We start from the raw sequence: 25922 nt of genomic DNA on the forward strand, positions 1-25922 counted from the left end.
CCTCCGTGACCACTCGACCGACGTAGCTGACGCTTCGGCCGACGACGCTGACTTCTCGGCCATTGCGGGCACGATATTTAAGCGGTACCTTAAATGACGTGACCGATGTCTGGTACGCCGTCTCCGACTCCACCCGCCGCCAGATCCTGGCCCGGGTGGCCGCCGGGCCGTGCTCGGTGGGGGAGATCACCGATGCCCTGCCGGTGAGCATGGCCGCGGTGTCCCAGCACCTCAAGGTCCTGCGCGAGGCCGGGTTGGTGTCGATGACGCCGGCCGGTCGTCGCCGGATCTACCAGGCCCGGCTCGAGGGCCTGGCCGAGCTGCGCGCCGAGCTGGATACGTACTGGACCGAGGCGTTGCATTCGTTCAAGCAGGTGGCTGAGGACAGCTACCGGGCAGGGAAGGAGCAGCAATGAGCACCACCCGTGAGAAGACCTCCGTGGACCTGGAGATCACCGTCGACGTCCCGGTTGAGCACGCCTTCAAGGTGTTCACCGAGGACTTCGACCGCATCAAGCCGCGCGAGCACAACATGCTTCCCGTCGAGATCGCCGAGACGGTGCTGGAGCCTCGCGTCGGCGGTCGCGTCTACGACCGCGGCGTCGACGGCAGCACCTGTCAGTGGGCGCGCGTCCTTGCCGTCGAGCCGCCCCACCGGCTGGTGATCTCCTGGGACATCACCCCCGACTTCCAGCTCGAGCCGGATCCTTCGCGGTGCAGCGAGGTCGAGTTCACCTTCACCGCCGTGGGTGCGGAGCAGACCCACGTACGCCTCGAGCACCGTCATCTCGACCGGCACGGCGCCGGGTGGCAGGGCTGGCGTGACCGGGCCGCCGGGCCGGACGCCTGGGGGATCTACCTGGAACGCTTCCGGGCTCTCGCGCAGGCGTGATCGGGGTGGACCGCACCGCGCTCGCGACGGCCGAGCGGAAGGATCTCGCCGACTTCCTCGAGACGCTGGAGCCGGAGCACTGGGAGCGGCCCTCGCTGTGCAGCGGGTGGACGGTGCGGGACGTCGTCGCCCACCTGATCAGCTATGAGGAGATCGGGCTGGGCGAGTTCGCCGAGCCCTTCCTGCGAAGCTAGGGGACGATGATCCAGAGCGCCGACGCGATCACGAAGACCGAGAGGCCGAGGGTGGTCTCCAGGACCGTCCAGGTCTTCAGGGTGGTGATGACGTCCATCCCGAAGAAGCGGCTGACCAGCCAGAACCCGGAGTCGTTGACGTGGGAGAGGACGGTCGCGCCGGCCGCGATGGCGAAGACGAGCAGGGCGATGTCGAAGTTGCCCAGCCCCGCGGCGGCGACCTGCGCGGAGATCAGGCCGGCGGTGGTGGTCAGCGCGACGGTCGCGGAGCCCTGGGCGACCCGGAGCAGGGTCGCGATCAGGAACGCCTGCACGATGAGCGACATCCCGAGGCCGGAGAGCGAGGTGGACAGCGCCTCGCCGATCCCGCTGATGCGCAGGACGCCGCCGAACATTCCGCCGGCGCCGGTGATCAGGATGATCGCGCAGATCGGGCCGAGCGCCTTGTCGACGATGTCGCTCGCCCGACCGATGGGGAACCGGCCAGGCGCGAGCACGAAGATCGCGACGAGCACGGTGATGAGCAGCGCGATCGGGGTCTGGCCGATGAGGATCAGGGCGCTGGCCCAGGTGGCGTCTTCGCTGACCGTCCCGGCGGCGACCAGCGTGCTGGCGACCGTGTTGAGGCCGATCAGGACGAGGGGTAGAGCCAGGAGGAGCACGACGGTGGCGAAGGGCGGGGGAGTCGCGCCGCTCTCCAACACGTCGTCCGTCTCACCGGTCGCGAAGACGTTGGGTGGCTCCGGGTTGTATCGGGCGCCGAGCCTGGTGCCGACGAGGTAGGCGCCGGGGATCCAGGCGAGGACGGCGACCGGCACGCCGATCAGGAGGGTGAGGCCGATGTCGCCGCCGAGCTCCGTGGCGGCGGCGACCGGACCCGGGTGGGGTGGCACGACGGCGTGCATCGCCGCGAAGGCACCGGCGGTGGGCAGGGCGTAGATGAGGATCGAGCCGCCGAAGCGCCGCGCGACCGCGAAGATGATCGGCAGGAAGACGACCAGGCCCGCGTCGAAGAAGATCGGGAACCCGAAGATCAGTGCGGCGACGCCGAGCGCGAGCGGGGCACGTTTCTCGCCGAACGCGCCGATGAGCGTGTCTGCGAGCACCTGCGCGCCGCCGGTCACCTCCAGCAGTCGCCCTAGCATCACGCCGAACGCCACCAGCAGTGCAACCGAGCCGAGCGTGGTGCTGAAGCCGGCCAGCATCGCCGCGGGCACGTCGGCGACCGGGATGCCGGCCACGACCGCGGTGACCGCGCTGACCAGCACCAGCGAGATGAAGGCGTGCAGCTTCACCTTGGCGATCAGGACGAGGAGTACGGCGACGGCGACGGCGGCGATCAGGAGCATCACCCAGGTCGGGTGAGCGGGGGCCAGCGGATCCATGGCGGACACCCTAGCGACGAGCTGTGATTCAGGTCACCCCTACCGGGGTATGGGAGAGTCTCCCGGTGTGAGCGATCCCCTCGTCTGGCTGCCCTTCGACCCGTCCGAGCTGGGCGAGGTGCCCGCGGGCCTCCGCTTCGAGCTCTTCGACCACACCCGCTTCACCGGTGGCGAGGTGGAGGTGCCGGACTCGGTCGGTGAGGTGGCCTTCTACCTGCCGCCCTACATGCTCGGCTCGCGCATCTTCGACGTCGTCAGCCAGATGACCTCGCTCCAGGTGGTGCAGCTGCTCACCGCGGGGGTCGACGCCGCCCGCGGCCACATCCCGGAGGGCGTGACCCTCTGCAACGGCCGGGGCATCCACGACACCTCGACCGCCGAGCTCGCCGTCACGCTGGTCCTGTCGTCGCTGCGGGGCATCCCCGGCCACGTACGCCACCAGGACGAGCACGCCTGGCGGCCCGGCTGGTTTCCGTCGCTGGCGGACAAGAGGGTCCTGATCGTCGGGTACGGAGCGATCGGCCGGGCCATCGAGGCACGGCTGCTTCCGTTCGAGACCGAGGTGGTCGGGGTCGCGCGGACCGCGCGGGAGGGTGTGCGCGGCTTCGACGAGCTCGACACGCTCGTACCCGAGGCCGACGTGATCGTGCTCGCGACGCCGCTCACCGACGAGACCCGCGGCCTCGTCGACCGGAAGTTCCTGGGGCAGATGAAGGACGGCGCGCTGCTGGTCAATGTCGCCCGTGGCGGTGTCGTGGTCACCGCCGACCTGGTCGCCGAGCTCGCCACGAAGCGGATCCACGCGGCGCTCGACGTCGCCGAGACCGAGCCGCTCCCGGCGGAGAGTCCGCTGTGGAGCTCGCCCAACCTGCTCATCACCCCGCACGTCGGTGGCGCGTCGAGCGCGATGTGGCCCCGGGCCTATCGCGTCGTACGCGAGCAGCTCGAGCGGTTCGCCGCCGGCGAGCCGCTGGCCAACGTGATGTCGGGCGCCTACTGATGCTGCGGATCGCGGTCGTCCAGGAGACGGCGGTGCCGGGCGATGTGGCGGCCAACGTCGCGACGGCCGCGGACCGGGTCCGCGAGGCGGCGGCGAAGGGCGCCCGGTTGGTCGCGCTGCCGGAGACGTTCACGACCTCCTGGGACCTCGACGCCTTCGACGGCCCGCTGCCCTCGCTCGATGACACCGCCTGGCTCGCCCCGGCGCAGGCCGCCGTGGACGAGACCGGGGCGGTGCTCGTGCTCAACTCACCCCTCGCCCAGGCCGGACGGCGGGCGATCACCAGCCTGGTCATCGCGCCGGAGGAGGAGCCGGTCGCGGCGTACGACAAACAGCACCTCTACCCGCCCGAGGTCGAAGGTCTGAACGGAGTGGCCTTCCAGCCCGGCGAGCACGGCACGGCGATCGAGATCGACGGCGTCCGGGTGGCGCTGTCCGTCTGTTACGACGCCAACTTCCCCGAGCACGCCGCTGCCGCGGCCGCCGACGGCGCGATCCTCTACCTCAACACCGGCGCCTACTTCCCCGGCGGCGGTCACCGGCGCGACCTGCACTACGCCGCCCGGGCGCTGGACAACTCGATGTACGTCGCCTTCGCCGGTCTCGTCGGCGGGCCGCTGGGCCTCATCGGCGGGTCCGCGGTCTACGACCCGCTCGGCCGGCCGGTCGAGCGGCTCGACGACGCCACCCCTGGGATGGTCGTCGCCACGATTGACCCGGCCGAGGTCACGCGCGTCCGGGACGAGCAGCGGATGTGGGCCGACCACCGAGCCGACCTCGGCCCGCGGCGTACGCTCCGCCTCTAGCCGTCAGCCGGCCGGCTCCTCGGCGACGAGCCTGCCGAAGGCGATCATCCGGTTGTCGGTGTGGAAGAGCTCGGAGCAGGTGGTGAGGGTGATCAGGCGCTGGCCCTCGACCTGCTCGGGCTCCACCCCGCCACGGTCGGGGTTGTCGGGAAGCGGGTCGGTGACCCAGAGGGAGGTGAACGGCACGATCAGGTCGTCGCCGCCGCTGGTGAGGGCATAGACGTACGTCTTCTCCCTGGTCAGCACGCGGATCTCGTCGCCTTCACGGAGCTCAGGGAGGTCGCGCAGCGGCTCACCGTGGGTGATCCGGTGGCCGGCGAGCGCGAAGTTGCCGACCTCTCCGGGCCCGGCGGAGCCGGAGAAGTGGCCGAAACCGGCGCCCAGAGCCCGGTCCGAGGTGCCTTCGAGGACCGGGATCCGGTAGTCCTCGCCGAAGCGGGGGATCTCGATGAGCGCCTCGGCCGAACCGAACTCGGTCGTGGCCTCGGCCCGGCCCGAGTCCCACGCCTTCTCGATCGTCGAGGTCGCTTCCTGCTGGCGTTGCTTGCTGACGATCGTGGTGCCGTAGAGCTCCCAGGCGGCGTAACCGAGGAGCCCGAGACCGGCCAGGACCATCACGAGGCCGAGCCAGAAAGTCGCCCGGCGGGCCCGTGATCGGGCCGGCGGTCGGGCCCGTGTGGTGGTGGACATCAGGTCAAGCATCTCAGGCCGATCCGCAGCCCCGTAGGATCAGGCGTTGTGGCGGGCCGCATCAAGGAGACGAGCATCCAAGAGGTGCGCGAGAAGGCGCGCCTGGACGACATCGTCTCCCAGTACGTCACGCTGCGCCGCGCGGGCCCGGGGACCTACAAGGGCCTGTGCCCGTTCCACGACGAGAAGTCGCCGTCGTTCAACGTGAACCCGTCGCGGGGCTTCTTCAAGTGCTTCGGTTGCCAAGAGGGCGGCGACGTCATCGACTTCGTGATGAAGCTCGAGGGACTGAGCTTCTTCGAGGCGGTCGAGCGGCTCGGCGACAAGGTCGGGGTGCACGTCCAGCGCGAGGAGGGCGACGAGGCGCCGGTCCGGCGCGGACCCGGTCGCGGCAAGCTGGTCGAGGCCCACAAGGTCGCCGCCGAGTTCTACGCCGAGCAGCTGCTGACCCCGGACGCCGTCGTCGCTCGGCAGTTCCTCGCCGAGAAGGGCTTCGACCGCGACGCGGCGCTGCACTTCGGCGTCGGCTTCTCGCCGCGCGGGGGAGAGGACCTCTACCGCCACCTGCGTGCGCGCGGGTTCTCGGACGAGGAGGTCGTCACCGCAGGCCTGGTCGCGCACGGACGATCGCACTACGACCGGTTCCGCGGTCGGCTGATGTGGCCGATCCGCGAGTCGGGTGGTGACGTCATCGGCTTCGGCGCGCGACGGCTCTTCGACGATGACCGCATCGAGGCGAAGTACCTCAACACCTCCGAGACTCCTCTCTACAAGAAGTCGCACGTCCTCTACGGAATCGACCTGGCCCGCAAGGAGATGGCCCGCACCCGCGAGGCGGTCATCGTCGAGGGCTATACCGACGTGATGGCCTGCCATCTCGCCGGGATCACCACCGCCGTGGCGACCTGCGGCACCGCGTTCGGTGACGACCACGCGAAGGTGCTGCGCCGGTTCATCTCCGACGACCAGCAGCTGCGCGGCGCGGTCGTGTTCACCTTCGACGGCGACGCCGCCGGTCAGGCTGCGGCGCTGAAGGCGTTCAAGGGTGACGGCAACTTCACCTCGCAGACCTACGTCGCCGTCGAGCCCGACGGCCTCGACCCCAACGACCTGCGGATCAAGAAGGGCGACGAGGCGGTCCGCGAGCTGCTCGCCAACCGCGTCCCGCTCTACGAGTTCGTGCTGCGCAACGTCGCTTCGAAGTACGACCTGGACCGCGCCGACGGGCGGGTCGATGCCCTCCGTGAGGCGGCGCCGCTGGTCGCCTCCGTGCGGGACGAGTCCAAGAAGATGGGCTTCACCCGCGACCTGGCTCGCTTCCTCGGCGTCGACCCCGACGAGGCGGCCCGAGAGGTACGCCGCGCCGCGGGCCGTCCCGCTCCTTCGGCTGCCCCGTCGCGGCGCGAGGCCGTCGCCGCTCCCGAGGCTCCCGCCGCGCCGCAGCGCCCGCCGATGCCGCATCCGCGTGAGCCGCGCTTCACGGTCGAGCGCGAGACCCTGAAGCTCTTCGTGCAGCACCCCGTCGCCCTGGGGCGCACCACGGGCGAGATCACCCCCGAGGCTTTCACCCACCCCCTCTACCGGGCGCTGTGGGAGATCATCGCCGGCCTCGGCGGCCCCGGCGCCGGCACCGGCGACGCCGGCTGGGCCCAGAAGCTCGGTGCCGCCGCCTCGGACCCGCTCGTCAGCCGCATCCTCGCCGAGCTCGCCGTGGAGCCGATCCCGTCGGCGAAGGAGCCGGACTCGGCGTACGTCCTGCAATATGTCGTACGCCTCCTCGAGCTCCTCGACCAGCGCCGCATCGCCGAGGTGAAGAGCCGCCTGCAGCGCTCCGACGCGGCCGCCGACCCCGAGTCCTACAACCGTCTTTTCGCCCAGCTCGCCGCCCTCGAGCAGCACCGTCGCGGCCTCCGCAACCTCGTCGCCGAGTGACGGCCTGCCGATTTCCGCTCGCCGCTTCCGGGTTGCTAAGGTTTCACCCGCGCCGCAAGGTGCAATTCCCCTGTAGCTCAATTGGCAGAGCATTCGGCTGTTAACCGGAGGGTTGTTGGTTCGAGTCCAACCGGGGGAGCCACCAAAGAGCCTCTGACCAGGCAAAACGAACTGGTCAGAGGCTTTCTTCATTTCGACGGTGAGTCGTATCTCCCGCCTTTCACCCGGCATTGGTGTTCGCTGCGGATGCGTGAAGCCGGATCTCGGCCAGTCGCGGAGGGTTCCCACGACCCTGGCTGATGCCTGGCTCCGTGGCTCTCGCCCAACCGTTCAGGCCGATGCTCCAGGGCGCGAGGCCCTTGACGGCGATCTGAGAGCCGTTCTACGATCATTCTGATATATGAGTTGTGTATCATTACCGGCAACCAGGAGCACCGCATGACCATCAGCCCGCCAAGCTCGACCGCCGTTGCGTCCGTGGCGACCGCCTCCACTGCGACGGCCAACGTGCTGACGCTGTCCTGCCAGGAGCGCCCCGGGATCATGCAGGCGGTCACGAGCTTCCTCTACGACCGCGGGTTCGACATCCTCGAGCACCAGCAGCACGACGACCGGGTGGGGGAGCTGTTCTTCCTTCGGACCGCGTTCGCGTCCGTTGACGGGGCCGACGTCGACGAGCTCACCGCTGCGTTCGGGCCGATCGCGGACCGGTTCGGCATGTCGTACGCGTTCCACGACGAGCGTAAGCCGCGGCTGCTGGTGATGGTCTCCAAGTTCGGCCACTGTCTCAACGACCTCATCTTCCGGTGGCGCGGTGGGACGCTGGGGGCCGAGATCGCTGTCGTCGCGTCCAACCACGAGGATCTTCGGCCCATGGCGGAGGCGGCCGGGCTGGAGTTCATCCACATCCCGGTCACGCCCGAGACCAAGCCGCACGCCGAGCAGCGCATGCTCGACCTGGTCGAGGAGTACGACGTCGACCTGGTCGTGCTCGCCCGCTACATGCAGATCCTCACCGATGGCCTCTGCCGCCAGCTCGAGGGTCGCGCGATCAACATCCATCACTCGTTCCTGCCCGGCTTCAAGGGGGCCAAGCCCTATCACCAGGCGCACGAACGTGGGGTGAAGCTCGTCGGTGCCACCGCTCACTACGTCACCGCCGACCTCGATGAGGGGCCCATCATCGAGCAGGAGGTCAACCGGGTCGACCACACCTACACACCGCAGGCTCTGGCGACCGTCGGCCAGGACGCCGAGTGCCTCGCGCTCTCGCGTGCCGTCCGCTGGCACTGCGAGCACCGCGTCTTCATGCACGGCTCCAGCACCGTCGTCTTCCGCTGACCACCAACCCAGAACCTCAGGAGTTGCTCATGCCATCCTCCCGCAGCACCGTCTCGCCCCGCACAGTCATCATCGGCGCCGGCATCGTCGGCACGAACCTCGCGGACGAACTCGTGTCGCGCGGGTGGTCCGACATCACGGTCATCGAACAGGGTCCGCTCAGCCTGCCTGGTGGCTCGACCTCCCATGCCCCCGGTCTCGTCTTCCAGATCAACCCGTCGAAGACGATGACCCTGTTCGCCAAGTACACCGTGGAGAAGTTCCTGTCCCTGGAGAAGGACGGGGTGAGCTGCTTCAACCAGGTCGGTGGCCTTGAGGTCGCGACGACCGAGGCCCGCGTCGCTGAGCTCTACCGCAAGCTCGGCTACGCGAAGTCCTGGGGGATCGACGCCCGGGTGATCGGCCCCGCCGAGTGCCAGGACCTCTACCCGCACCTCGACGAGTCGCAGGTCCTCGCGGCGCTGCACATCCCCACCGACGGCCTGGCCCGGGCGGCGCGCGCCGTCGACCTGCTCATCGAGCGTACGCAGGCGGCCGGTGTCACCTACCTCGAGCACACCGCTGTGACCGGAGTCCTCCAGGAGGGCGGCCGCGTCACCGGTGTCGAGACCACCTGCGGCGTCGTCGAGGCAGACATCGTCGTCTCGTGTGCCGGGTTCTGGGGCGTCGAGGTCGGCGCGATGGCGGGCACCAAGGTGCCGCTCCTCCCGCTCGCCCACCAGTTCATCAAGACAACTCCCGTCCCGGTGCTGAGCGGTAAGCACGAGGCGCCCGACGGCGCGACCCTGCCGATCCTGCGACACCAGGACCAGGACCTCTACTTCCGCGAGTGGGGCGATGCCTACGGGATCGGCTCGTACGCCCACAAGCCGATGCCGTACGTCGCCTCCGATCTCGGCCCGACCCCGGAGCACGTCGACCACGACAACATGCCGTCGCGGCTCGACTTCACGCCCGAGGACTTCGAGGGCCCGTGGGACGAGTGCCGCAAGCTGCTCCCGTGCCTGCAGGAGGCGGAGATCGCGGAGTCGTCGTTCAACGGCATCTTCTCGTTCACCCCCGACGGCGGCTCGCTCGTCGGCGAGTCCCGCGACCTCGACGGCTTCTGGGTGGCCGAGGCGGTCTGGGTCACCCACTCCGCCGGCGTCGCCCGGGCGGTGGCCGAGGTGCTGACCACCGGACGCTCCCAGCACGACCTCGCCGACCTCGAGCTCAACCGCTTCGAGGAGACCCAGCTGGCTCCGGCGTACGTCAGCGAGACCTCGCAGCAGAACTTCGTCGAGATCTACGACATCCTGCACCCGCTGCAGCCCAAGGACTCGCCCCGCGACATCCGGGTCAGCCCGTTCCACGCCCGCCAGGTCGAGCTCGGTGCCTTCTTCCTCGAGGCCGGGACATGGGAGCGGCCGCACTGGTACGAGGCCAACGCGGCCCTGCTGGACGAGCTGCCTGAGGAGTGGAAGTCGCCGACGCGCGACGACTGGTCGGCCCGCTACCACTCTCCGATCGCGGCCGTCGAGGCGTGGAAGACCCGCACCGCGGTCGCCATGTACGACATGACGCCGCTGCGCCGCCTCGAGGTCTCCGGACCCGGCGCCGAGACCTTGCTGCAGCGGCTCACCACCGGAGACGTCACCAAGAAGCCGGGCGCGGTGACGTACACCCTGTTCCTCGACGAGCAGGGCGGGATCAAGAGCGACATCACCGTTGCCCGACTCGAGGACGAGCTCTACCAGGTCGGCGCCAACGGCACGGTCGACCTGGCGTACCTCCGCCGGGAGGCCCGCAAGCTGCGGGCCGAGGATCCCGCCCTGTCCGCTCACGTCCGAGACATCACCGGCGGCACCTGCTGCATCGGCCTGTGGGGGCCGCTGGCCAGGGACCTGATCGCCAAGGTCAGCGCGGACGACTTCACAAACGACGGTCTGAAGTACTTCCGCGGTAAGCGGGCGACCATCGGCGGGATCCCCGTCACCGCCCTGCGGCTTTCCTACGTCGGCGAGCTCGGCTGGGAGATCTACGCCTCCGCCGAGAACGGCCAGAAGCTGTGGGACGTGCTGTGGGAGGCCGGTCAGGAGCACGGCGTCATCGCTGCCGGCCGGGTCGCGTTCGGCGCGCTCCGCCTGGAGAAGGGATACCGGTCCTGGGGCGCCGACATGACCACCGAGCACGACCCGTACGAGGCGGGCGTCGGGTTCGCGGTGAAGTCCGCCAAGGAGGACTTCGTCGGCAAGGCGGCCCTCGAGGGTCGCTCGGTGGAGAACTCGGCCCGTCGCCTTCGCTGCCTCACCATCGACGACGGCAAGTCCATGGTGCTCGGCAAGGAGCCCGTGCTCTCGGGCGAGACCGCGGTCGGATACGTCACCAGCGCGGCGTACGGGTTCACGATCGGCAAGCCGATCGCCTACGCCTACCTCCCGGCGGAGATCGGCGAGGGCGACCAGGTCGAGATCGAGTACTTCGGCCAGCGAATCCCCGCGACGGTCACCCCTGAGCCGCTCTTCGACCCGGAGATGAGTCGCTTGCGCGGCTGACCCACTGGTCGAGATCGGGCGCCGGCGGGGTGGGCCGGCGCCCGATCTCACGTCTCGAGAAGAACGCAGTCAGAGAACGCGTCGGATCTCCGTCGCGAAGCTGTCGATGTGCTCGCGGGTCAGCCGCTCGGCGCGTTCGGCGTCGCCGTCGGCGATCGCCTCCAGGAGCGGGGCGTGCTCGGAGATGTGGGACGCCAGGTCCGGGAGCCTGTCCACGACCAGGCACCAGATCCGGGTCGCCAGGTTGTCGTAGCGGACCAGGACGTCCTCGAGGTGTCTGTTGCCCGTGGCGCGGTAGATCATCCGGTGCACCGACATGTCGAGCCGCATCAGGGTGGGCCGGTCGTCGCCCGACGGATCGAGACCGCGAACCTTCTCGGCCATGGCGTGCAGCTCGGCCCGCATCTGGTCGGTCGCGGCGGTCGACGCTCGGTGGGCGGCGAACGGCTCGAGCTGCTGGCGCAGGTCGGAGATGGCGCCCAGCTCGGTGACGTCGACAGGCGTCGCGAACGTGCCGCGGCGCGGGTAGGAGACGACCAGATGGTCGGTCTCAAGGCGTTTGAGGGCCTCTCGCACCGGAGTGCGGCCGAATCCGAGGGAGTCCGCGAGCCTGCCGTCGTTGATCGGCTCGCCCGGTCTGATGTCCAGCATGATCAGCCGATCCCGGATGCGCTCGTAGGCCGCGTGCGCCAGCGAGATCGTTGCGCCGATGGCCGGCGGGACGACTGCCTGAACGTCGGTCATACCAAGTCACCGCTTTCTGATCTGGGCCGTTGACAGGTCTTCGCTACCCAGCATACTGTTGATCCCGAACTGATATATCAATCGTACTTCAAGAGTTTGGGAGTTCATCGTGGTTGACGTCTTGACCGCCTCGCTCGCAGACCTCGATCCCGAGGTCAGCGAGCAGATCGACGCCGAGCTGAGCCGCCAGCAGACGACGCTGGAGATGATCGCCTCGGAGAACTTCGCTCCCGCCGCTGTGATGGAGGCTCAGGGTTCGGTCCTCACCAACAAGTACGCCGAGGGCTACCCCGGCCGCCGTTACTACGGCGGTTGTGAGCATGTCGACGTCATCGAGCAGCTCGCCATCGACCGCCTCAAGGCGCTGTTCTCCGCGGAGTACGCCAACGTGCAGCCGCACTCGGGCGCCCAAGCAAACGCCGCCGCGATGTTCGCCCTCCTCGAGCCCGGCGACACCATCCTCGGCCTCTCGCTCGCCCACGGTGGCCACCTCACCCACGGCATGAAGCTCAACTTCTCCGGGCGCCTCTACCAGGTCGTCCCGTACGAGGTCAGCCGCGAGGACTTCCTGATCGACATGGCCGAGGTCGAGCGCCTCGCCCTCGAGCACCGGCCCAAACTGATCGTCGCGGGCTGGTCGGCCTACCCGCGCCAGCTCGACTTCGCCGAGTTCCGCCGGATCGCGGACCTGGTCGGCGCGCGCCTCATGGTCGACATGGCCCACTTCGCAGGCCTGGTCGCGACCGGCCTGCACCCGAACCCGGTGCCGTTCGCCGACGTCGTCACCTCGACGACGCACAAGACCCTGGGCGGTCCGCGCGGGGGCGTCATCCTGACCAACGACCCGGCCATCGCCAAGAAGATCAATTCCTCGGTCTTCCCCGGCCAGCAGGGTGGGCCGCTCGAGCACGTCATCGCCGGCAAGGCGGTCGCCTTCAAGGTCGCCGCGGAGCCCGAGTTCCGCGAGCGCCAGGAGCGTACGCTGCGCGGTGCCCGCATCATCGCCGAGCGGCTGCTCGCCGACGACGTCGCGGCTGCGGGAGTCTCGGTGGTCAGCGGCGGCACCGACGTGCACCTCGTGCTCGTCGACCTGCGCGACTCCGAGCTCAACGGTCAGGACGGCGAGGACCGGCTCCACCGCATCGGCATCACGGTCAACCGCAACGCCGTCCCGTTCGACCCGCGCCCGCCGATGGTCTCCTCCGGCCTGCGGATCGGCACGCCCGCGCTGGCCACGCGCGGGTTCGGCGACTCCGACTTCAGCGAGGTGGCCGACATCGTCGCGGCCGCGTTGAAGGACGACTTCAGCGACGAGACGGCAGATGCGCTGCGCAGCCGGGTCACCGTCCTCGCCGAGAAGTACCCGCTCTACCCCCACCTCCTCGAGTCGAACGGAGCCGAGTGATGGCAGACCTGCTGCCCGAGCACCCCGACTTCCTCTGGCGCAACCCGGAGCCCAGGTCCTCCTACGACGTGGTCATCATCGGCGGCGGCGGACACGGCCTGGCGACGGCCTACTACCTGGCGAAGAACCACGGCATCACGAACGTCGCAGTCCTCGAGCGCGGCTGGCTCGCGGGCGGCAACATGGCGCGGAACACGACGATCATCCGGTCCAACTACCTGTGGGACGAGTCGGCGGCGATCTACGAGCACTCCCTCAAGCAGTGGGAGGTGCTCCCCGAGGAGCTCGACTACGACTTCCTCTTCAGCCAGCGCGGTGTGCTCAACCTCGCCCACACGCTGCAGGACGTACGCGACTCGGTGCGGCGCTGCGAGGCGAACCGCCTCAACGGGATCGACGCGGAGTGGCTCGACGCCGACCAGGTGAAGGAGGTCTGCCCGATCATCAACACCAGCGACAACATCCGCTACCCGGTGCTCGGCGCGACCTACCAGCCTCGTGCGGGCATCGCCAAGCACGACCACGTCGCCTGGGCGTTCGCGCGCAAGGCAGACGAGCTCGGCGTCGACCTCATCCAGGACTGCGAGGTGATCGGGTTCGTCAAGGACGGCAACCGGGTGGTCGGCGTGGAGACGAGCCGCGGCACGATCGCGGCCGGCAAGGTCGCGCTGTGCGCGGCCGGGCACTCCAGCGTCCTCGCCGAGATGGCCGGCTTCGACCTGCCGATCCAGTCCCACCCGCTCCAGGCGCTCGTCTCCGAGCTCCATCAGCCGGTCCACCCCACCGTGGTGATGTCGAACCACGTCCACGTCTACGTCTCCCAGGCCCACAAGGGCGAGCTGGTCATGGGTGCCGGCGTCGATACGTACAACGGCTACGGCCAGCGCGGCGGGTTCCACGTGATCGAGGAGCAGATGGCGGCCGCCGTCGAGCTGTTCCCGATCTTCGCCCGCGCACATCTGCTCAGGACCTGGGGTGGCATCGTCGACGTCACGCCGGACGCCTCGCCGGTCGTGAGCAAGACGCCGATCGACCAGCTCTACGTGAACTGTGGCTGGGGCACCGGCGGTTTCAAGGGCACGCCGGGTGCCGGCTGGACGATGGCGCACACGATCGCCCACGACGAGCCGCATGAGTACAACGCACCGTTCGCACTGGAGCGATTCAGCACCGGTGCCCTCATCGACGAGCACGGCGCAGCCGCCGTGGCCCACTGAAAGGAGCCGACGATGATTCTCATCAGCTGCCCCAACTGCGGGTCCCGCGACGAGACCGAGTTCCACTACGGCGGCCAGGCCCACGTCCCTTACCCGGAGGACCCGAACACTCTCAGTGACGAGGAATGGGGTCGCTACCTGTTCTACCGCGAGAACACCAAGGGCATCTTCGCCGAGCGCTGGGTCCACAGCTCCGGCTGCCGCAAGTGGTTCAACGTCCTTCGCGACACCGTCACCTACCGCATCGCCGCCGTCTACCGGGCCGGCGAACCGCGCCCCACTCTGGATGGAGACCCGCAGTGAGCACGACGTCGCACCGCCTCACGGACGGCGGCCGCATCGACCGATCGACCCGTCTCACCTTCAGCCTCGACGGCCAGGAGTACGCCGGCCACGCCGGTGACACCCTCGCCTCGGCACTGATCGCAAACGGCGTGCTCGAGTGCGGGCAGTCGCTGTACCGGCAGCGCCCGCGTGGAGTCATCGCCGCAGGGCTCGAGGAGTCGAACGCGCTGGTGAAGCTGAGGCGCCCGGGCGACTCGGTCACCGAGTCGATGATTCCCGCCACGACCGTCGAGCTCGTCGACGGTCTCGAGGCCGACTATCTCAGCGGTCTCGGCGAGCTCGACCCGGCCGACGACACCGCGATCTATGACAAGAAGTACGTCCATACCGACGTGCTCGTCATCGGCGCCGGTCCGACCGGGCTCACCGCGGCGCACACAGCGGCGGCATCCGGTGCCCGCGTGATCCTCGTAGACGACCAGCCCGAGCTCGGCGGGTCGCTGCTCTCCGCCCGCGACCTGAGCGTCGACGGCGTGGACACCGACACCTGGCTGCGCGGCGTCACCGAGGAGCTCGCCGCCGCTCCGGAGGTCACCGCCCTGACCCGGACCAACGCCTTCGGCAGCTACGACGCCAACTACGTGATCGCGCTCGAGAGCCGGCTGGACCACCTGGACGCCTCCGCCAAGGAGGCACTCACCGGTCTGTCGCGACAGCGCCTCTGGCACATCCGGGCACAGCAGGTCATCCTCGCCACCGGCGCGCACGAACGTCCCCTCGTGTTCGGCAACAACGACCGCCCCGGTGTGATGCTCGCCTCCGCGGTCCGCACCTACCTGAACCGGTACGGCGTGGCCGCAGGCGCGCGGGTCCTGCTCGCCACCACGAACGACAGCGCCTACGAGGTCGCTGCCGACCTGGCCGGCGCCGGAGTCGCCGTGGCGGCTGTCGTCGACGCTCGCACCGAGCAGTCGGAGGCAGCACGCCGCGCCGAAGCCGCCGGCATCCAGGTCGTCCTCGGCTCCGCCGTCCTCGACACCGACGGCGACCCGAGGGTCACGGCGGCCACGGTGTCGGCCGTCGACGCCGACGGCGTCGCGGTCGGAGAACGGCGCGACATCGCCTGCGACGTCGTTGCCGTCGCCGGCGGGTGGAGCCCTGTGGTGCACCTGCACAGCCAGCGGCAGGGCAAGGTCCGCTGGGACGAGAACCTGGCCGGCTTCGTCCCCGACGGCGAGGTCGCCGGCCAGCAGATCGTGGGATCGGCCCGAGGCAGCTACACCCTCGATGCGTGTCTCGCCGAGGGGCGGCATGCCGCGGCGACGGCACTCCTCGCCGCCGGTTTCATCGGCGAGGCCGAGGCCCCGACCGGGCCGCTTCCTGCGGCGACGGGTGACGGTACGACCCGGGCCCTGTGGCTCGCCGCCGAGGCGGGAGCTCCGCTCGACGATCTGGTCGACCACTTCGTCGACTTCCAGCGCGACCAGACCGTGCACGACGTACTGCGTGCGACCGGAGCCGGCATGCGCAGCGTCGAGCACATCAAGCGCTACACCTCCATCAGCACCGCCAACGACCAGGGCAAGACCTCCGGCGTCAACGCCATCGGAGTCATCGCGGCCGCGCTCAACGACGGTCGCAGCCCCGGTGAGATCGGCACGACCACGTACCGGGCTCCGTACGCTCCGGTCCCGTTCGTCGCGCTCGCGGGCCGCGAGCGGGGAGACCTGTTCGACCCGGCCCGGCTGACGTCGATCCACCCCTGGCACCTCGCGCACGGCGCCGAGATGGAGATCGTGGGGCAGTGGCTGCGGCCCTGGTACTACCCGCAGGACGACGAATCGATGGACGAGGCCGTGCTCCGCGAGTGTGCCGCGGTCCGCGAGTCCGTGGGCATGATGGACGCGACCACCCTGGGCAAGATCGAGGTGTGGGGGAGTGACGCCGGTGAGTTCCTCAACCGGATCTACACCAACGCCTTCAAGAAGCTCGCCCCCGGATCCGCGCGCTACGGCGTCATGTGCACGCCCGACGGGATGATCTTCGACGACGGCGTCACGCTCCGCATCGACGAGGGCCGCTACTTCATGACGACGACCACCGGAGGTGCCGCGAAGGTTTTCGACTGGCTCGAGGAGTGGCACCAGACCGAGTGGCCGACCCTGGATGTCAGCTTCACCTCGGTGACCGAGGAATGGGCCACCGTCGCCGTCGTCGGATCGAAGTCACGCGAGGTGATCGCCAAGATCGCTCCGGAGCTCGATGTCAGCAACGAGGCGTTCCCGTTCATGACGTTCCGCGAGACGACGCTCGCCTCGGGCATCCCGGCGCGGGTGTGCCGGATCTCGTTCTCCGGAGAGCTCGCCTTCGAGGTCAACGTCGAGACCTGGTTCGGACAGCAGGTGTGGGAGGAGATCCACGCCGCCGGCCAGGAGTGGACGATCACCCCGTACGGCACGGAGACCATGCACGTGCTCCGCGCGGAGAAGGGCTACCCGATCGTCGGCCAGGACACCGACGGCACGGTGACTCCCCAGGACGCGGGCATGGAGTGGATCGTCTCCAAGGCGAAGGACTTCGTCGGCAAGCGGTCCTACAACCGGGCCGACACCGCACGCACGGACCGCAAGCACCTCGTCTCGGTGCTGCCCGTCGACAAGTCCTTCAGGCTGCCCGAGGGCACCCAGCTGGTCGCATCCGGTACGCCGATCACCCCTGCCGATGGACCGGTGCCGATGCTCGGGCACGTGACCTCGAGCTACCACAGTGCCGCGCTCGGGCGCTCGTTCGCCCTGGCGCTCATCAAGGATGGCCGCAACCGCATAGGCCAGACCCTCGTCGCACCTGTCGGGGACCGACTGGTCGACGTCGTCGTCGCTGAAACCGTCCTCTATGACCCGGAAGGAAGCCGCCGCGATGGTTGAGACCACGATCGAGCCGCTCGACAAGTTGATATCCGCTCTGCGCGTCAGCCCGGCGCAGCACCTCCACGGCGACTTCGTCGACGCCGGCGTGTCGGGTGCCTTCGGGGTGCGGGTGCGTGAGGAGCAGTTCCTCACCATGGTGGGTCTGCGGGTGCCGATCGGCTCACCCGACCGGACGCTCCTGGCCCAGATCCTCGGCACCGAGCTCCCCGGACGATGCGGCGAGGTCGCCACCGGCCACGACGTCGTCGTCCTGTGGCTCTCGCCTGACGAGTACCTGGTGATCTCGCAGGGCGTCGCCGGCTCCACCCTGGTCTCCTACCTGCGCGCGGGCGTCTCCGAGGGCGCTGCGGTCGTCGACCTGTCGGCCAACCGCACCACCCTGCGGCTCGAAGGTCCCTCGGCGCGGGCGGTCCTCGAGAAGGGCTGTCCGCTCGACCTCTACCCGAGGGCGTTCACGACAGGCACGGCGGTCGCCAGCACCATCGGACGTGTACCGGTGATCCTCTGGAAGGTCGACACGGACTCCTACCGAATCCTGCCGCGTGCCTCGTACGCCGACCACCTGGGCCGCTGGCTGATCGACGCCATGGCCGAGTTCAAGGTCATCTCGACAAGCTCGATCCGGCGTCCGGGATCCGGCTGATGGCGCTGAGCGTGTTCGACATGTTCTCGGTCGGCATCGGACCGTCGTCCTCCCATACGGTCGGTCCGATGCGAGCGGCGGTGCAGTTCACCGATGCCCTGAAGGCGGGATCGTTGCTGGACGCCGTCGCCCGGGTAGAGGTGGAGCTGTTCGGTTCCCTTGGCGCCACCGGCCACGGCCACGGCTCCGACAAGGCGGTCATCCTCGGTCTCGAGGGAAACCGGCCCGAGAGCGTCGACACGGACAACGCCGACGCCCGTGTGGCCGAGGTCCGTGCCGCTCGACGCCTGCGGCTCTCCGGTGCCCGGGACATCGAGTTCGACGCCGACGACGTCGTCATGCACCGGACCCGCACCCTCCCCGCGCACCCGAACGGTATGAAGTTCCGGGCGTTCGACGCCACCACGGAGCTGCTGCTGGAGAGCACCTACTACTCGGTCGGCGGCGGCTTCGTCGTGGACGAGCAGGCGGCCGGCGCCGACCGGATCGTCGAGGACGCGACCCCGATCCCGTACCCGTTCACCACCGGAGCGGAGCTGCTCGCGGTGTGTGCCGAGTCGGGCAAGCGGATCAGCGACGTCATGCTGGCCAACGAGCTGGCGTGGCGTACGGAGGAGGAGGTGCGCGGTGAGCTGTTGCACATCTGGTCGGTCATGCAGGAGTGCGTGCACAACGGCTGCACCCGGGTCGAGCCCACCCTGCCCGGCGGGCTGAAGGTCCCGCGACGTGCTCCCGGCCTGTACGCCCACCTGCACTCCGTCACGGACGAGACCGACCCGCTCCGGGCGATGGACTGGGTCAATCTCTTCGCCCTGGCCGTCAACGAGGAGAACGCCTCGGGCGGACGGATCGTGACCGCGCCGACCAACGGGGCGGCGGGCATCGTCCCGGCCGTACTCCACTACTACGAGAAGTTCGCCCCCAGTGCCGACGAGGACGGGATCGTGCGGTTCCTCCTCGCCGCCGCCGCGATCGGGATCCTGTTCAAGATCAACGCGTCGATCTCCGGCGCCGAGGTCGGCTGTCAGGGCGAGGTCGGCTCGGCCTGCGCGATGGCGGCGGGTGCCCTGTGCGAAGTCCTCGGGGGCACCCCGGAGCAGGTCGAGAACGCGGCCGAGATCGGCATCGAGCACAACCTCGGGCTCACCTGCGACCCCGTCGGGGGCCTGGTGCAGATCCCGTGCATCGAGCGCAACGCCATCGCCAGCAACAAGGCCATCAATGCCGCCCGCATCGCCGCTCGCGGCGACGGCAGCCACCGGGTCTCCCTCGACGCCGCGATCAAGACCATGCGCGAGACCGGGGCCGACATGAAGATCAAGTACAAGGAGACCTCCCGCGGAGGCCTCGCCGTCAACGTCATCGAGTGCTGACGGGCCTCGCGAGAAGGAGAAGCCATGACCACCGCAGCAAAGATCGACGGCAAGCGCGTCGCTGCTGACCTGAAGTCCGGGCTCGCCGTGCGGGTGAAGGCACTGCACGAGGCCGGGATCGACCCGGGCCTCGGCACCATCCTCGTCGGTGACGACCCCGGCTCCCGTTCGTACGTCGCGGGCAAGCACCGCGACTGCGCGGAGGTGGGCATCGCCTCGATCCGGATCGAGCTCCCCGCCAGCGCATCGCAGGCCGAGATCGAGGCAGCGGTGCAACAGCTCAACGACGATCCGACGTGCACCGGTTTCATCGTCCAGCTGCCCCTGCCGCCCCACGTCGACACCCATCGGGTCCTGCAGCTCATCGACCCGGACAAGGATGCTGACGGGCTCCACCCCACGAACCTCGGCAAGCTGGTGCTCGGCACTCCTGCTCCGCTGCCGTGCACGCCGCGCGGGATCATCGAGCTCCTGAGGCAGCACGACGTACCGATCACCGGACAGCGGTTCTGCGTCATCGGCTGCGGCCTGACCGTCGGCCGGCCGCTCGGGCTCATGCTCACCCGCCCCACCGAGCACGCCACCGTCACGCTGTGCAACATCGAGACCCGTGACGTCGCCGCCCATGCCCGGGCCTCGGACGTCATCGTCGCGGCGGCGGGTGTGGCTCACCTGGTGAAGCCCGACTGGGTCAGCCCCGGCGCCACGGTCCTGTCCGTCGGGATCACCCGCACGATCGAAGGCATCCTGGGCGACGTCGATCCGAACGTGGACGTCGTCGCGGGCAAGCTGAGCGGTGCCACCGGCGGGGTCGGACCCATGACCCGTGCCATGCTGCTGACCAACATCGTCGAGATCGCCGAACAGCATCTGGCTGCCAGGGAGGCGATCGCCGGGGCGCTGACATGAGCGAGCGTCAGCGAGCGACCACAAGGCTCAGGCCGCCGCGCCCGTATGATGGCGCTTGCGCTACGGGCGTGGCGGCATGAGTGCCACGCAGCTGCTCACCGACGCAGATCGGCGTTGTCAGGTGATGGGCATCATCAACGTCACCCCCGACTCGTTCTCCGACGGCGGCCGGTTCCTCGACGTCGACGCCGCCGTACGCGGGGGCCTCGAGCTCATCCGCGACGGCGCCGATCTCCTCGATGTCGGCGGCGAGTCCACCCGGCCCGGTGCCCAGCGGGTCAGCGCGGCCGAGGAGATCGCCCGCGTGATCCCGGTGGTCGAGGCCCTGGCCCGGGAGGGGTTGCCGGTCTCGGTCGACACCATGCGCGCCTCGGTCGCCCAGCGAGCCGTGGAGGCCGGTGCCGTCATCGTGAACGACGTCTCCGGCGGGCTCGCCGATCCGAGGATGCTGCCGTTCCTGGCCGAGGCGGAGGTCACCTGCGTCCTGATGCACTGGCGCGCGCACTCCATGCGGATGGACGACTTCTGCTTCTACGACTCGGTCGTCGGCGACGTGTGCGCCGAGCTCCGCGGCCGGGTCGATGCCGCACTCGACGCCGGCGTACGTCCCGAGCGCATCATCCTCGATCCTGGTCTGGGGTTCGCGAAGAACAGCGCCCAGTCCTGGGAGCTGCTCTCGTCCCTCAGCACGCTGCGAGACCTCGGCTTCCCTCTCCTCGTCGGAGCCTCCCGCAAGCGGTTCCTCACCGAGGTGGCGACGTACGGCCGGCGTGACCCGGATGTCCCGGCCGACCGGGACGAGGCGTCGGACGCCGTGGCTGCCGTCGCTGCCGCGGGAGGCGCCTGGGGAGTGCGCGTGCACTCGGTGCCCGGTGCCGCTGCCGCCTCCAGGGTGGCCGCACGGCTGCATGGGTCCGCGGTCGCAGTCGACGTGGTCGGTGCCCGGGCAGGGCGGCGATGAGTCGTCGCTCGGCGGCCGTGACCGTACGGAGGCTGCTGCTCGGCGCCCGCTACGAGGTCCTGCCCACCGCGACGATCGAAGATGTCGTCACCAGGTCCCTCCCCGCCGGCCGAACCGTCACGGTGACCGCCTCCCCGGCCAAGGGGCTCGAGCGAACCGTGGATCTCTCCATCCGCCTTGCCGGACACGGCTACGAGGTCGTACCCCATCTCGCCGCACGCATGGTCTCGGGCCGGGGCGAGCTCGCCGACATCGTCGGCCGCCTGAAGGCGGCCGGCATCGGCAAGGTCTTCGTGCCCGCCGGCGACGCCGAGCGGCCCGGAGCGTTCCCCAGCGCGCTGGAGCTCCTCGAGGCGCTCGTCGATCTCGGCGACCCGTTCAGTCATGTCGGTGTCGCCGGCTATCCCGAGGACCATCCGACGATCATCCACGACCGGCTGGTCCAGGCAATGTGGGACAAGCGCCACCACGCCACCGAGATCGTCAGCAACCTCACCTTCGACCACAGGGCCCTGACCGACTGGGTACGCCGCGTCCGCGCCCGAGGGGTCACGACGCCGATCATCGTCGGGCTGCCCGGCCCGGTCGAGCGCGCCAAGCTCCTCACCATGGCGACCAAGATCGGGGTGGGGGAGTCGACGCGGTTCCTCGCCAAGAACAAGGGCATGCTCGCGCGCATCGCCGCGCCCGGCGGCTACTCGCCGGAGCGGTTCCTCACCCGTGCGGCGCCGGAGCTGGACGGGCCGGAGGCCGCTATCGCCGGCCTGCATCTGTTCACGTTCAACCAGGTCGCCGAGACCGAGGCCTGGCGACGCGACCTGCTGGCGCGCCTGGGCGGAGGACCGCAGTGACCGGCACCGGCCTCGACCTCGGCATCGAGGAGGTGGAGCGGCGGCTCCTCGCCCGCTGGCCCGAGGCCAGGATCGCCCCGTCCCTCGAGCGCATCCGGGCGGTGACGGACGCGCTCGGCCGGCCACAGCGTGACTACCGGTCGATCCACATCACCGGAACCAACGGCAAGACGAGCACCGCGCGGATGGTGGAGGCGATCCTGCTCGAGCTGGGATCGAGGGTCGGCCGGTTCACCAGCCCCCATCTCGCCGACATCCGGGAACGGATCAGCATCGGCGGCCGGCCGATCGCGCAGGACGGCTTCGTCCGGGCCTACCGCGACGTCCTTCCCGCGGCCGAGGCCGTGGACCGTGAGAGTCCCACTCCGCTGTCGTTCTTCGAGATGACGGTCGCCATGGCCTACCAGGCGTTCTCAACCGCGGCCATCGACGTCGCCGCGGTGGAGGTCGGGATGGGCGGCATGTGGGATGCGACCAACGTCATCGACGCTCCGGTCGCCGCGATCCTCCCCATCGGCCTCGACCATGTCGATCACCTGGGGCCGACGACGCTTGACATCGCGGCCGAGAAGGCCGGGATCATCAAGCCGGGTTCGCTGGCCGTCACGGCCCGGCAGACCCCGAATGTCGAGCAGCTCCTCCGGGCCCATGCCGACGCGCATCTCGCGAGGCTCATGGTCGAAGGCCGCCACTTCCGCCTGAGCGGCAGACGAGCGTTCGGTGATGGCCAGATCATCTCGGTCGACGGCCTCGCCGGTCACTATCCCGAGGTCCCGCTGTCACTTCACGGCCGCCACCAGGCGCACAACGCGGTGCTCGCCATCGCGAGCGTCGAAGCCCTCCTGGAAGACGTGATCCCGTTGGACGCACTGCGACGGGCGCTGGGCTCGGCCCGGTCGCCCGGGCGGCTGGAGGTGCTGCCCGGCACGCCCGCGGTGATCCTCGACGCGGCCCACAACCCCGACGGCGCCCGGGCCCTGGCCAGCGGTCTGTCCGACCTGGGCCGCCGGCCGACGGTCGCCGTGGTCGCCGCGATGGGCGACAAGGACTTCGACGGCATGCTTGCCGAGCTCGAGCCCGTGGTGTCGACGATGATCTGCACCCGGAACACCAGCCCGAGGTCGCTGTCGTCCCGCGACACGGCCGCCGCGGCCCGCGGGATTCTCGGGGCGGATCGGGTCGTCGAGATCGACGACCTCGCCGACGCCCTCCTCGAGGCCGCCAGAACGGCCTCGGCTCTCTCCGAGGAGGGTGGAGACCCGGCTCAGGTGCTGGTCACGGGCTCTGTCGTCACCGTGGGGGAAGCGCGCCGCCTGTTGGGCATGTGAGGCGGTCCTGCCCCTGGCCGATGTGGCCAGGGGCAGGACCGTCCGGCCGCCCGGTGGCGTCAGTGCACCATGCCGTGCGGGTCGATGACGTACTTGGTGGCCGCGCCCTGATCGAACGCGGCGTAGCTCTCCGGCGCCTCGTCGAGGCTGATGGCCTTCGCATTGACGGCGTCGGCGATGTGAGCCTTGTCGGCGAGGATCAGGTTCATCAGCTGGCGGTTGTACTGCTTGACGGGGCACTGGCCGGTCACGAAGGTGTGCGACTTGGCCCAGCCCAGTCCGAGCCGGACGCCGATCTGCCCCTGCTTGGCCGCATCGTCGACGGCGCCGGGGTCGCCGGTGACGTACAGACCGGGGATGCCGAGGGAGGCGCCGGCGCGCGCCACGTCCATGATGTCGTTGAGGACGGTGGCGGGCTGCTCGGCGGCATCTCGGCCGTGGCCGCGGGCCTCGAACCCGACCGCGTCGATCGCCGCATCCACCTCCGGCTCGCCGAGGATGTCCGCGATGATGTCCGCCAGCGCGTCGCCGGAGGACAGGTCCGCGGTCGCGCAGCCGAAGCTGGCGGCCTGCTCGAGCCGGTCCGCGTTCATGTCGCCGACGATGACAGTGGCGGCACCGAGCAGCTGCGCCGAGTACGCCGCGGCGAGCCCGACCGGGCCTGCGCCGGCCACGTACACCGTCGACCCGGTGGTGACGCCTGCGGTGTAGGCACCGTGGTAGCCGGTCGGGAAGATGTCGGAGAGCATCGTCAGGTCGAGGATCTTCTCCAGGGCCTGGTCCCGGTCGGGGAACTTCAGCAGGTTGAAGTCGGCGAACGGGACCATGACGTACTCCGCCTGGCCACCGATCCAGCCACCCATGTCCACATAGCCGTACGCCGCGCCGGCCCGCGCCGGGTTCACGTTGAGGCAGATGCCGGTCTTGCCCTCGTTGCACATACGACAACGACCGCACGCGATGTTGAACGGGACCGAGCAGATGTCGCCCACCTCGTGGAAGAGGACGTCGTCGCCGATCTCGACGATCTCGCCGGTGATCTCGTGGCCGAGCGTCTGACCCACGGCGGCGGTCGTCCGGCCGCGCACCATGTGCTGGTCGCTGCCGCAGATGTTGCTGGTCACGAGCTTGAGGATCACCGCGTGCGGCGCGGCGCGCTTGATGCCCAGGCCGCTGACGACGTCCTCGGGGAGCTCCAGCTTCGGGTACTCGATGGACTCGACGGCCACCTCGCCCGGCCCCTTGTAGACGACGACTCTGTTGTCTGCCATGGCGTCTCTTCTTCCTGCCCCGGATGGGGGCGTCCGGCATGCTCGGTTGCGGGGATGTTTCTCATAGCGAAACAAGAGCGCTATATGAAACAAACTAGACCGTTGACGGTGTCGGCATCAAGACCCTGTTTCGACCGATTTCGGGGCTCGTGCGGAGGCGTCTGATCGCTCGCCCCGCGGCTACCCGGCAGTAGGGGGCAAGGAGGCGGACCTGACGAGGAGGCATACTGTTTCAGCATGAGCAACACGAGCGAAACACGGAGTACGACCGTTCACTCGGTTGACCGAGCGATCTCCATCCTCCAGGTGCTCGCCCGTCGGGGGGCTGTCGGAGTCACGCCGATCTCCGAGGAACTGGGGGTGCACAAGTCCACGGTCTTCCGTTTGCTGGCCACCCTCGAGGCGCGCGGGCTCGTGGAGCAGAACGCGAGTCGGGGGCACTATCAGCTCGGCTATGGCGTCATCCAGCTGGCCGCCGGCGCGACCCGCAAGCACGACATCTCGGTCACGAGTCGCCCTATCTGCATGGCGCTGGCCGACGCGGTCGGCGAGACCGTCAACATCGTCATCAACGACGGAGAGGAGGCCATCACGATCGACCAGGTGATCGGGACTGCCGAGATCACGTCGGTGAACTGGGTCGGCCAGCGCAGCCCCCTGCACACCACTGCTTCCGGCAAGGTCTTCCTGGCGACCATGTCGCCGGAGGACCGTCGGGAGATTCTCGAAGGTGGGCTGGAGCGCTACACCGAGGAGACCGTGATCGAACCGGCCGAGCTCGAGGAGCAGCTCGCCGAGGTCAGGAAGCTGGGCTACGCCTACTCCGTCGACGAGCACGAGATCGGCCTCGCCGGGGTGGCTGCGCCGATCCGTTCCCTGGGTGGTGGGGTGATCGCCGCGGTGGTGGCCTCGGGCCCGTCGTTCCGCATCACGTCCGAGAAGGTGCCCGAGCTGGCCGAGCATGTGCTTGCCGCCGCCGCGGCCATCTCTGAGCGGAACGGCTTCCCCAAGGCCGAGTGATCCGCGCCTGCCGAGGCGACGTATCGGCACCCTCGAAGTGGCCCGCATGCCTCGTGCATGCGGGCCACTTCGCGTACGTCGTGAAGCCCGTGTAAATCCTGCGGGCGAATCCAGATCGACCCGTTGACAGCGTCTTCTTTGGCGCGGCAGAATCGTTTCACGCTACGCAGTAGTTGTGCAGAGTGAAACAACCGTCGTCTGACGGACCGCCGTA

General features: G+C 69.4%; 23 protein-coding genes and 1 tRNA gene. 20 read left to right on the forward strand and 4 right to left on the reverse strand.

The genetic code is table 11. The features are described 5' to 3' along the window. Positions 1-98 precede the first annotated feature (98 nt). Genes ACFWQC_RS18915 through ACFWQC_RS18925 form a run of 3 tightly spaced genes read left to right on the forward strand, consistent with a single transcriptional unit; the run spans position 99 to position 1086 of the window. Positions 99-416 (forward strand): ArsR/SmtB family transcription factor, encoded by a 318-nt coding sequence (locus ACFWQC_RS18915; RefSeq protein ID WP_378681200.1) that lies wholly within the window; start codon positions 99-101, stop codon positions 414-416. Further along, positions 413-892, forward strand: a complete 480-nt coding sequence (locus ACFWQC_RS18920; RefSeq protein WP_378681203.1) for an SRPBCC family protein — start codon at positions 413-415, stop codon at positions 890-892. Before ACFWQC_RS18915 ends, ACFWQC_RS18920 begins: the two co-directional genes overlap by 4 nt. Before the next feature lie 5 nt (positions 893-897). Then, the gene (locus tag ACFWQC_RS18925) at positions 898-1086 is read left to right on the forward strand and encodes a maleylpyruvate isomerase family mycothiol-dependent enzyme (protein WP_378681206.1); all 189 of its coding nucleotides are present in this window, start codon (positions 898-900) and stop codon (positions 1084-1086) included. Here the strand turns inward: ACFWQC_RS18925 and ACFWQC_RS18930 are convergent. Further along, on the reverse strand, positions 1083-2471 hold the full coding sequence (locus tag ACFWQC_RS18930; RefSeq protein WP_378681209.1) for a GntP family permease: 1389 nt from the start codon (positions 2469-2471) through the stop codon (positions 1083-1085). The genes ACFWQC_RS18925 and ACFWQC_RS18930 overlap by 4 nt on opposite strands. Before the next feature lie 67 nt (positions 2472-2538). Here ACFWQC_RS18930 and ACFWQC_RS18935 point away from each other — a divergent pair, with 67 nt between their 5' ends. Together ACFWQC_RS18935 and ACFWQC_RS18940 are read left to right on the forward strand one after the other, a co-directional pair. After that, positions 2539-3471, forward strand: a complete 933-nt coding sequence (locus ACFWQC_RS18935; RefSeq protein ID WP_378681212.1) for a 2-hydroxyacid dehydrogenase — start codon at positions 2539-2541, stop codon at positions 3469-3471. Next, complete coding sequence (locus ACFWQC_RS18940) at positions 3471-4277, forward strand: carbon-nitrogen hydrolase family protein (RefSeq protein ID WP_378681215.1); 807 nt, start codon at positions 3471-3473, stop codon at positions 4275-4277. The genes ACFWQC_RS18935 and ACFWQC_RS18940 overlap by 1 nt, the downstream gene beginning before the upstream one ends. A gap of 3 nt (positions 4278-4280) precedes the next feature. Here the strand turns inward: ACFWQC_RS18940 and ACFWQC_RS18945 are convergent, their stop codons facing one another. Then, positions 4281-4967: a class E sortase gene (locus tag ACFWQC_RS18945; protein WP_378681218.1), complete on the reverse strand. Its 687-nt coding sequence runs from the start codon at positions 4965-4967 to the stop codon at positions 4281-4283. Positions 4968-5015: 48 nt separating this feature from the next. Between ACFWQC_RS18945 and dnaG the strand changes: the two genes are divergently transcribed. From dnaG to ACFWQC_RS18965, 4 genes are all read left to right on the forward strand, one after another. Beyond that, on the forward strand, positions 5016-6899 hold the full coding sequence (dnaG, locus tag ACFWQC_RS18950; RefSeq protein ID WP_378681221.1) for a DNA primase: 1884 nt from the start codon (positions 5016-5018) through the stop codon (positions 6897-6899). Positions 6900-6965: 66 nt separating this feature from the next. Continuing rightward, positions 6966-7041, forward strand: a tRNA-Asn gene (locus tag ACFWQC_RS18955). Positions 7042-7337: 296 nt separating this feature from the next. Continuing rightward, a complete protein-coding gene (gene purU / locus ACFWQC_RS18960; protein WP_378681223.1) occupies positions 7338-8240 on the forward strand; it encodes a formyltetrahydrofolate deformylase in 903 nt (300 codons plus the stop codon). Positions 8241-8269: 29 nt separating this feature from the next. After that, positions 8270-10774 (forward strand): FAD-dependent oxidoreductase, encoded by a 2505-nt coding sequence (locus ACFWQC_RS18965; RefSeq protein ID WP_378681226.1) that lies wholly within the window; start codon positions 8270-8272, stop codon positions 10772-10774. A 69-nt stretch (positions 10775-10843) separates the two neighbouring features. Here ACFWQC_RS18965 and ACFWQC_RS18970 read toward each other — a convergent pair whose 3' ends face one another. After that, positions 10844-11518, reverse strand: coding sequence for a GntR family transcriptional regulator (locus ACFWQC_RS18970; RefSeq protein ID WP_378681229.1), 675 nt, complete (start codon positions 11516-11518; stop codon positions 10844-10846). Between the two features lie 109 nt (positions 11519-11627). On the opposite strand from ACFWQC_RS18970, the gene glyA reads away from it, so the two are divergent. The 10 genes from glyA (at position 11628) to ACFWQC_RS19020 (ending at position 23417) form a co-directional block, all read left to right on the forward strand. After that, positions 11628-12923 (forward strand): serine hydroxymethyltransferase, encoded by a 1296-nt coding sequence (gene glyA / locus ACFWQC_RS18975; protein WP_378681232.1) that lies wholly within the window; start codon positions 11628-11630, stop codon positions 12921-12923. Then, the gene (locus ACFWQC_RS18980; RefSeq protein ID WP_378681235.1) at positions 12923-14140 is read left to right on the forward strand and encodes a sarcosine oxidase subunit beta family protein; all 1218 of its coding nucleotides are present in this window, start codon (positions 12923-12925) and stop codon (positions 14138-14140) included. Before glyA ends, ACFWQC_RS18980 begins: the two co-directional genes overlap by 1 nt. 12 nt (positions 14141-14152) lie before the next feature. Then, the gene (locus ACFWQC_RS18985) at positions 14153-14443 is read left to right on the forward strand and encodes a sarcosine oxidase subunit delta (protein WP_378681238.1); all 291 of its coding nucleotides are present in this window, start codon (positions 14153-14155) and stop codon (positions 14441-14443) included. Beyond that, positions 14440-17349 (forward strand): 2Fe-2S iron-sulfur cluster-binding protein, encoded by a 2910-nt coding sequence (locus ACFWQC_RS18990; RefSeq protein ID WP_378681241.1) that lies wholly within the window; start codon positions 14440-14442, stop codon positions 17347-17349. The genes ACFWQC_RS18985 and ACFWQC_RS18990 overlap by 4 nt, the downstream gene beginning before the upstream one ends. Continuing rightward, positions 17342-17995, forward strand: a complete 654-nt coding sequence (locus ACFWQC_RS18995; RefSeq protein ID WP_378681244.1) for a sarcosine oxidase subunit gamma — start codon at positions 17342-17344, stop codon at positions 17993-17995. Before ACFWQC_RS18990 ends, ACFWQC_RS18995 begins: the two co-directional genes overlap by 8 nt. Further along, positions 17995-19368: an L-serine ammonia-lyase gene (locus ACFWQC_RS19000; protein WP_378681247.1), complete on the forward strand. Its 1374-nt coding sequence runs from the start codon at positions 17995-17997 to the stop codon at positions 19366-19368. The genes ACFWQC_RS18995 and ACFWQC_RS19000 overlap by 1 nt, the downstream gene beginning before the upstream one ends. A 24-nt stretch (positions 19369-19392) precedes the next feature. Next, positions 19393-20277 carry a bifunctional methylenetetrahydrofolate dehydrogenase/methenyltetrahydrofolate cyclohydrolase gene (locus tag ACFWQC_RS19005; protein ID WP_378681250.1) on the forward strand — a complete coding sequence of 295 codons (885 nt, stop codon included), beginning with the start codon at positions 19393-19395 and terminating at the stop codon, positions 20275-20277. A gap of 76 nt (positions 20278-20353) precedes the next feature. Next, positions 20354-21238 (forward strand): dihydropteroate synthase, encoded by an 885-nt coding sequence (gene folP, locus ACFWQC_RS19010; protein WP_378681253.1) that lies wholly within the window; start codon positions 20354-20356, stop codon positions 21236-21238. After that, complete coding sequence (locus ACFWQC_RS19015; protein ID WP_378681256.1) at positions 21235-22089, forward strand: methylenetetrahydrofolate reductase; 855 nt, start codon at positions 21235-21237, stop codon at positions 22087-22089. Before folP ends, ACFWQC_RS19015 begins: the two co-directional genes overlap by 4 nt. After that, entirely contained in the window at positions 22086-23417 is a 1332-nt protein-coding gene (locus tag ACFWQC_RS19020; RefSeq protein WP_378681259.1) for a bifunctional folylpolyglutamate synthase/dihydrofolate synthase, read from the forward strand. The genes ACFWQC_RS19015 and ACFWQC_RS19020 overlap by 4 nt, the downstream gene beginning before the upstream one ends. Positions 23418-23476: 59 nt before the next feature. Here ACFWQC_RS19020 and fdhA read toward each other — a convergent pair whose 3' ends face one another. Further along, complete coding sequence (gene fdhA / locus ACFWQC_RS19025) at positions 23477-24688, reverse strand: formaldehyde dehydrogenase, glutathione-independent (RefSeq protein WP_378681262.1); 1212 nt, start codon at positions 24686-24688, stop codon at positions 23477-23479. Between the two features lie 237 nt (positions 24689-24925). Here fdhA and ACFWQC_RS19030 point away from each other — a divergent pair, with 237 nt between their 5' ends. After that, positions 24926-25708 (forward strand): IclR family transcriptional regulator, encoded by a 783-nt coding sequence (locus tag ACFWQC_RS19030; RefSeq protein WP_378681265.1) that lies wholly within the window; start codon positions 24926-24928, stop codon positions 25706-25708. Positions 25709-25922 lie beyond the last annotated feature (214 nt).

It is taken from the genome of Nocardioides sp. NPDC058538, assembly GCF_042719275.1.
Lineage (GTDB): Bacteria > Actinomycetota > Actinomycetes > Propionibacteriales > Nocardioidaceae > Nocardioides.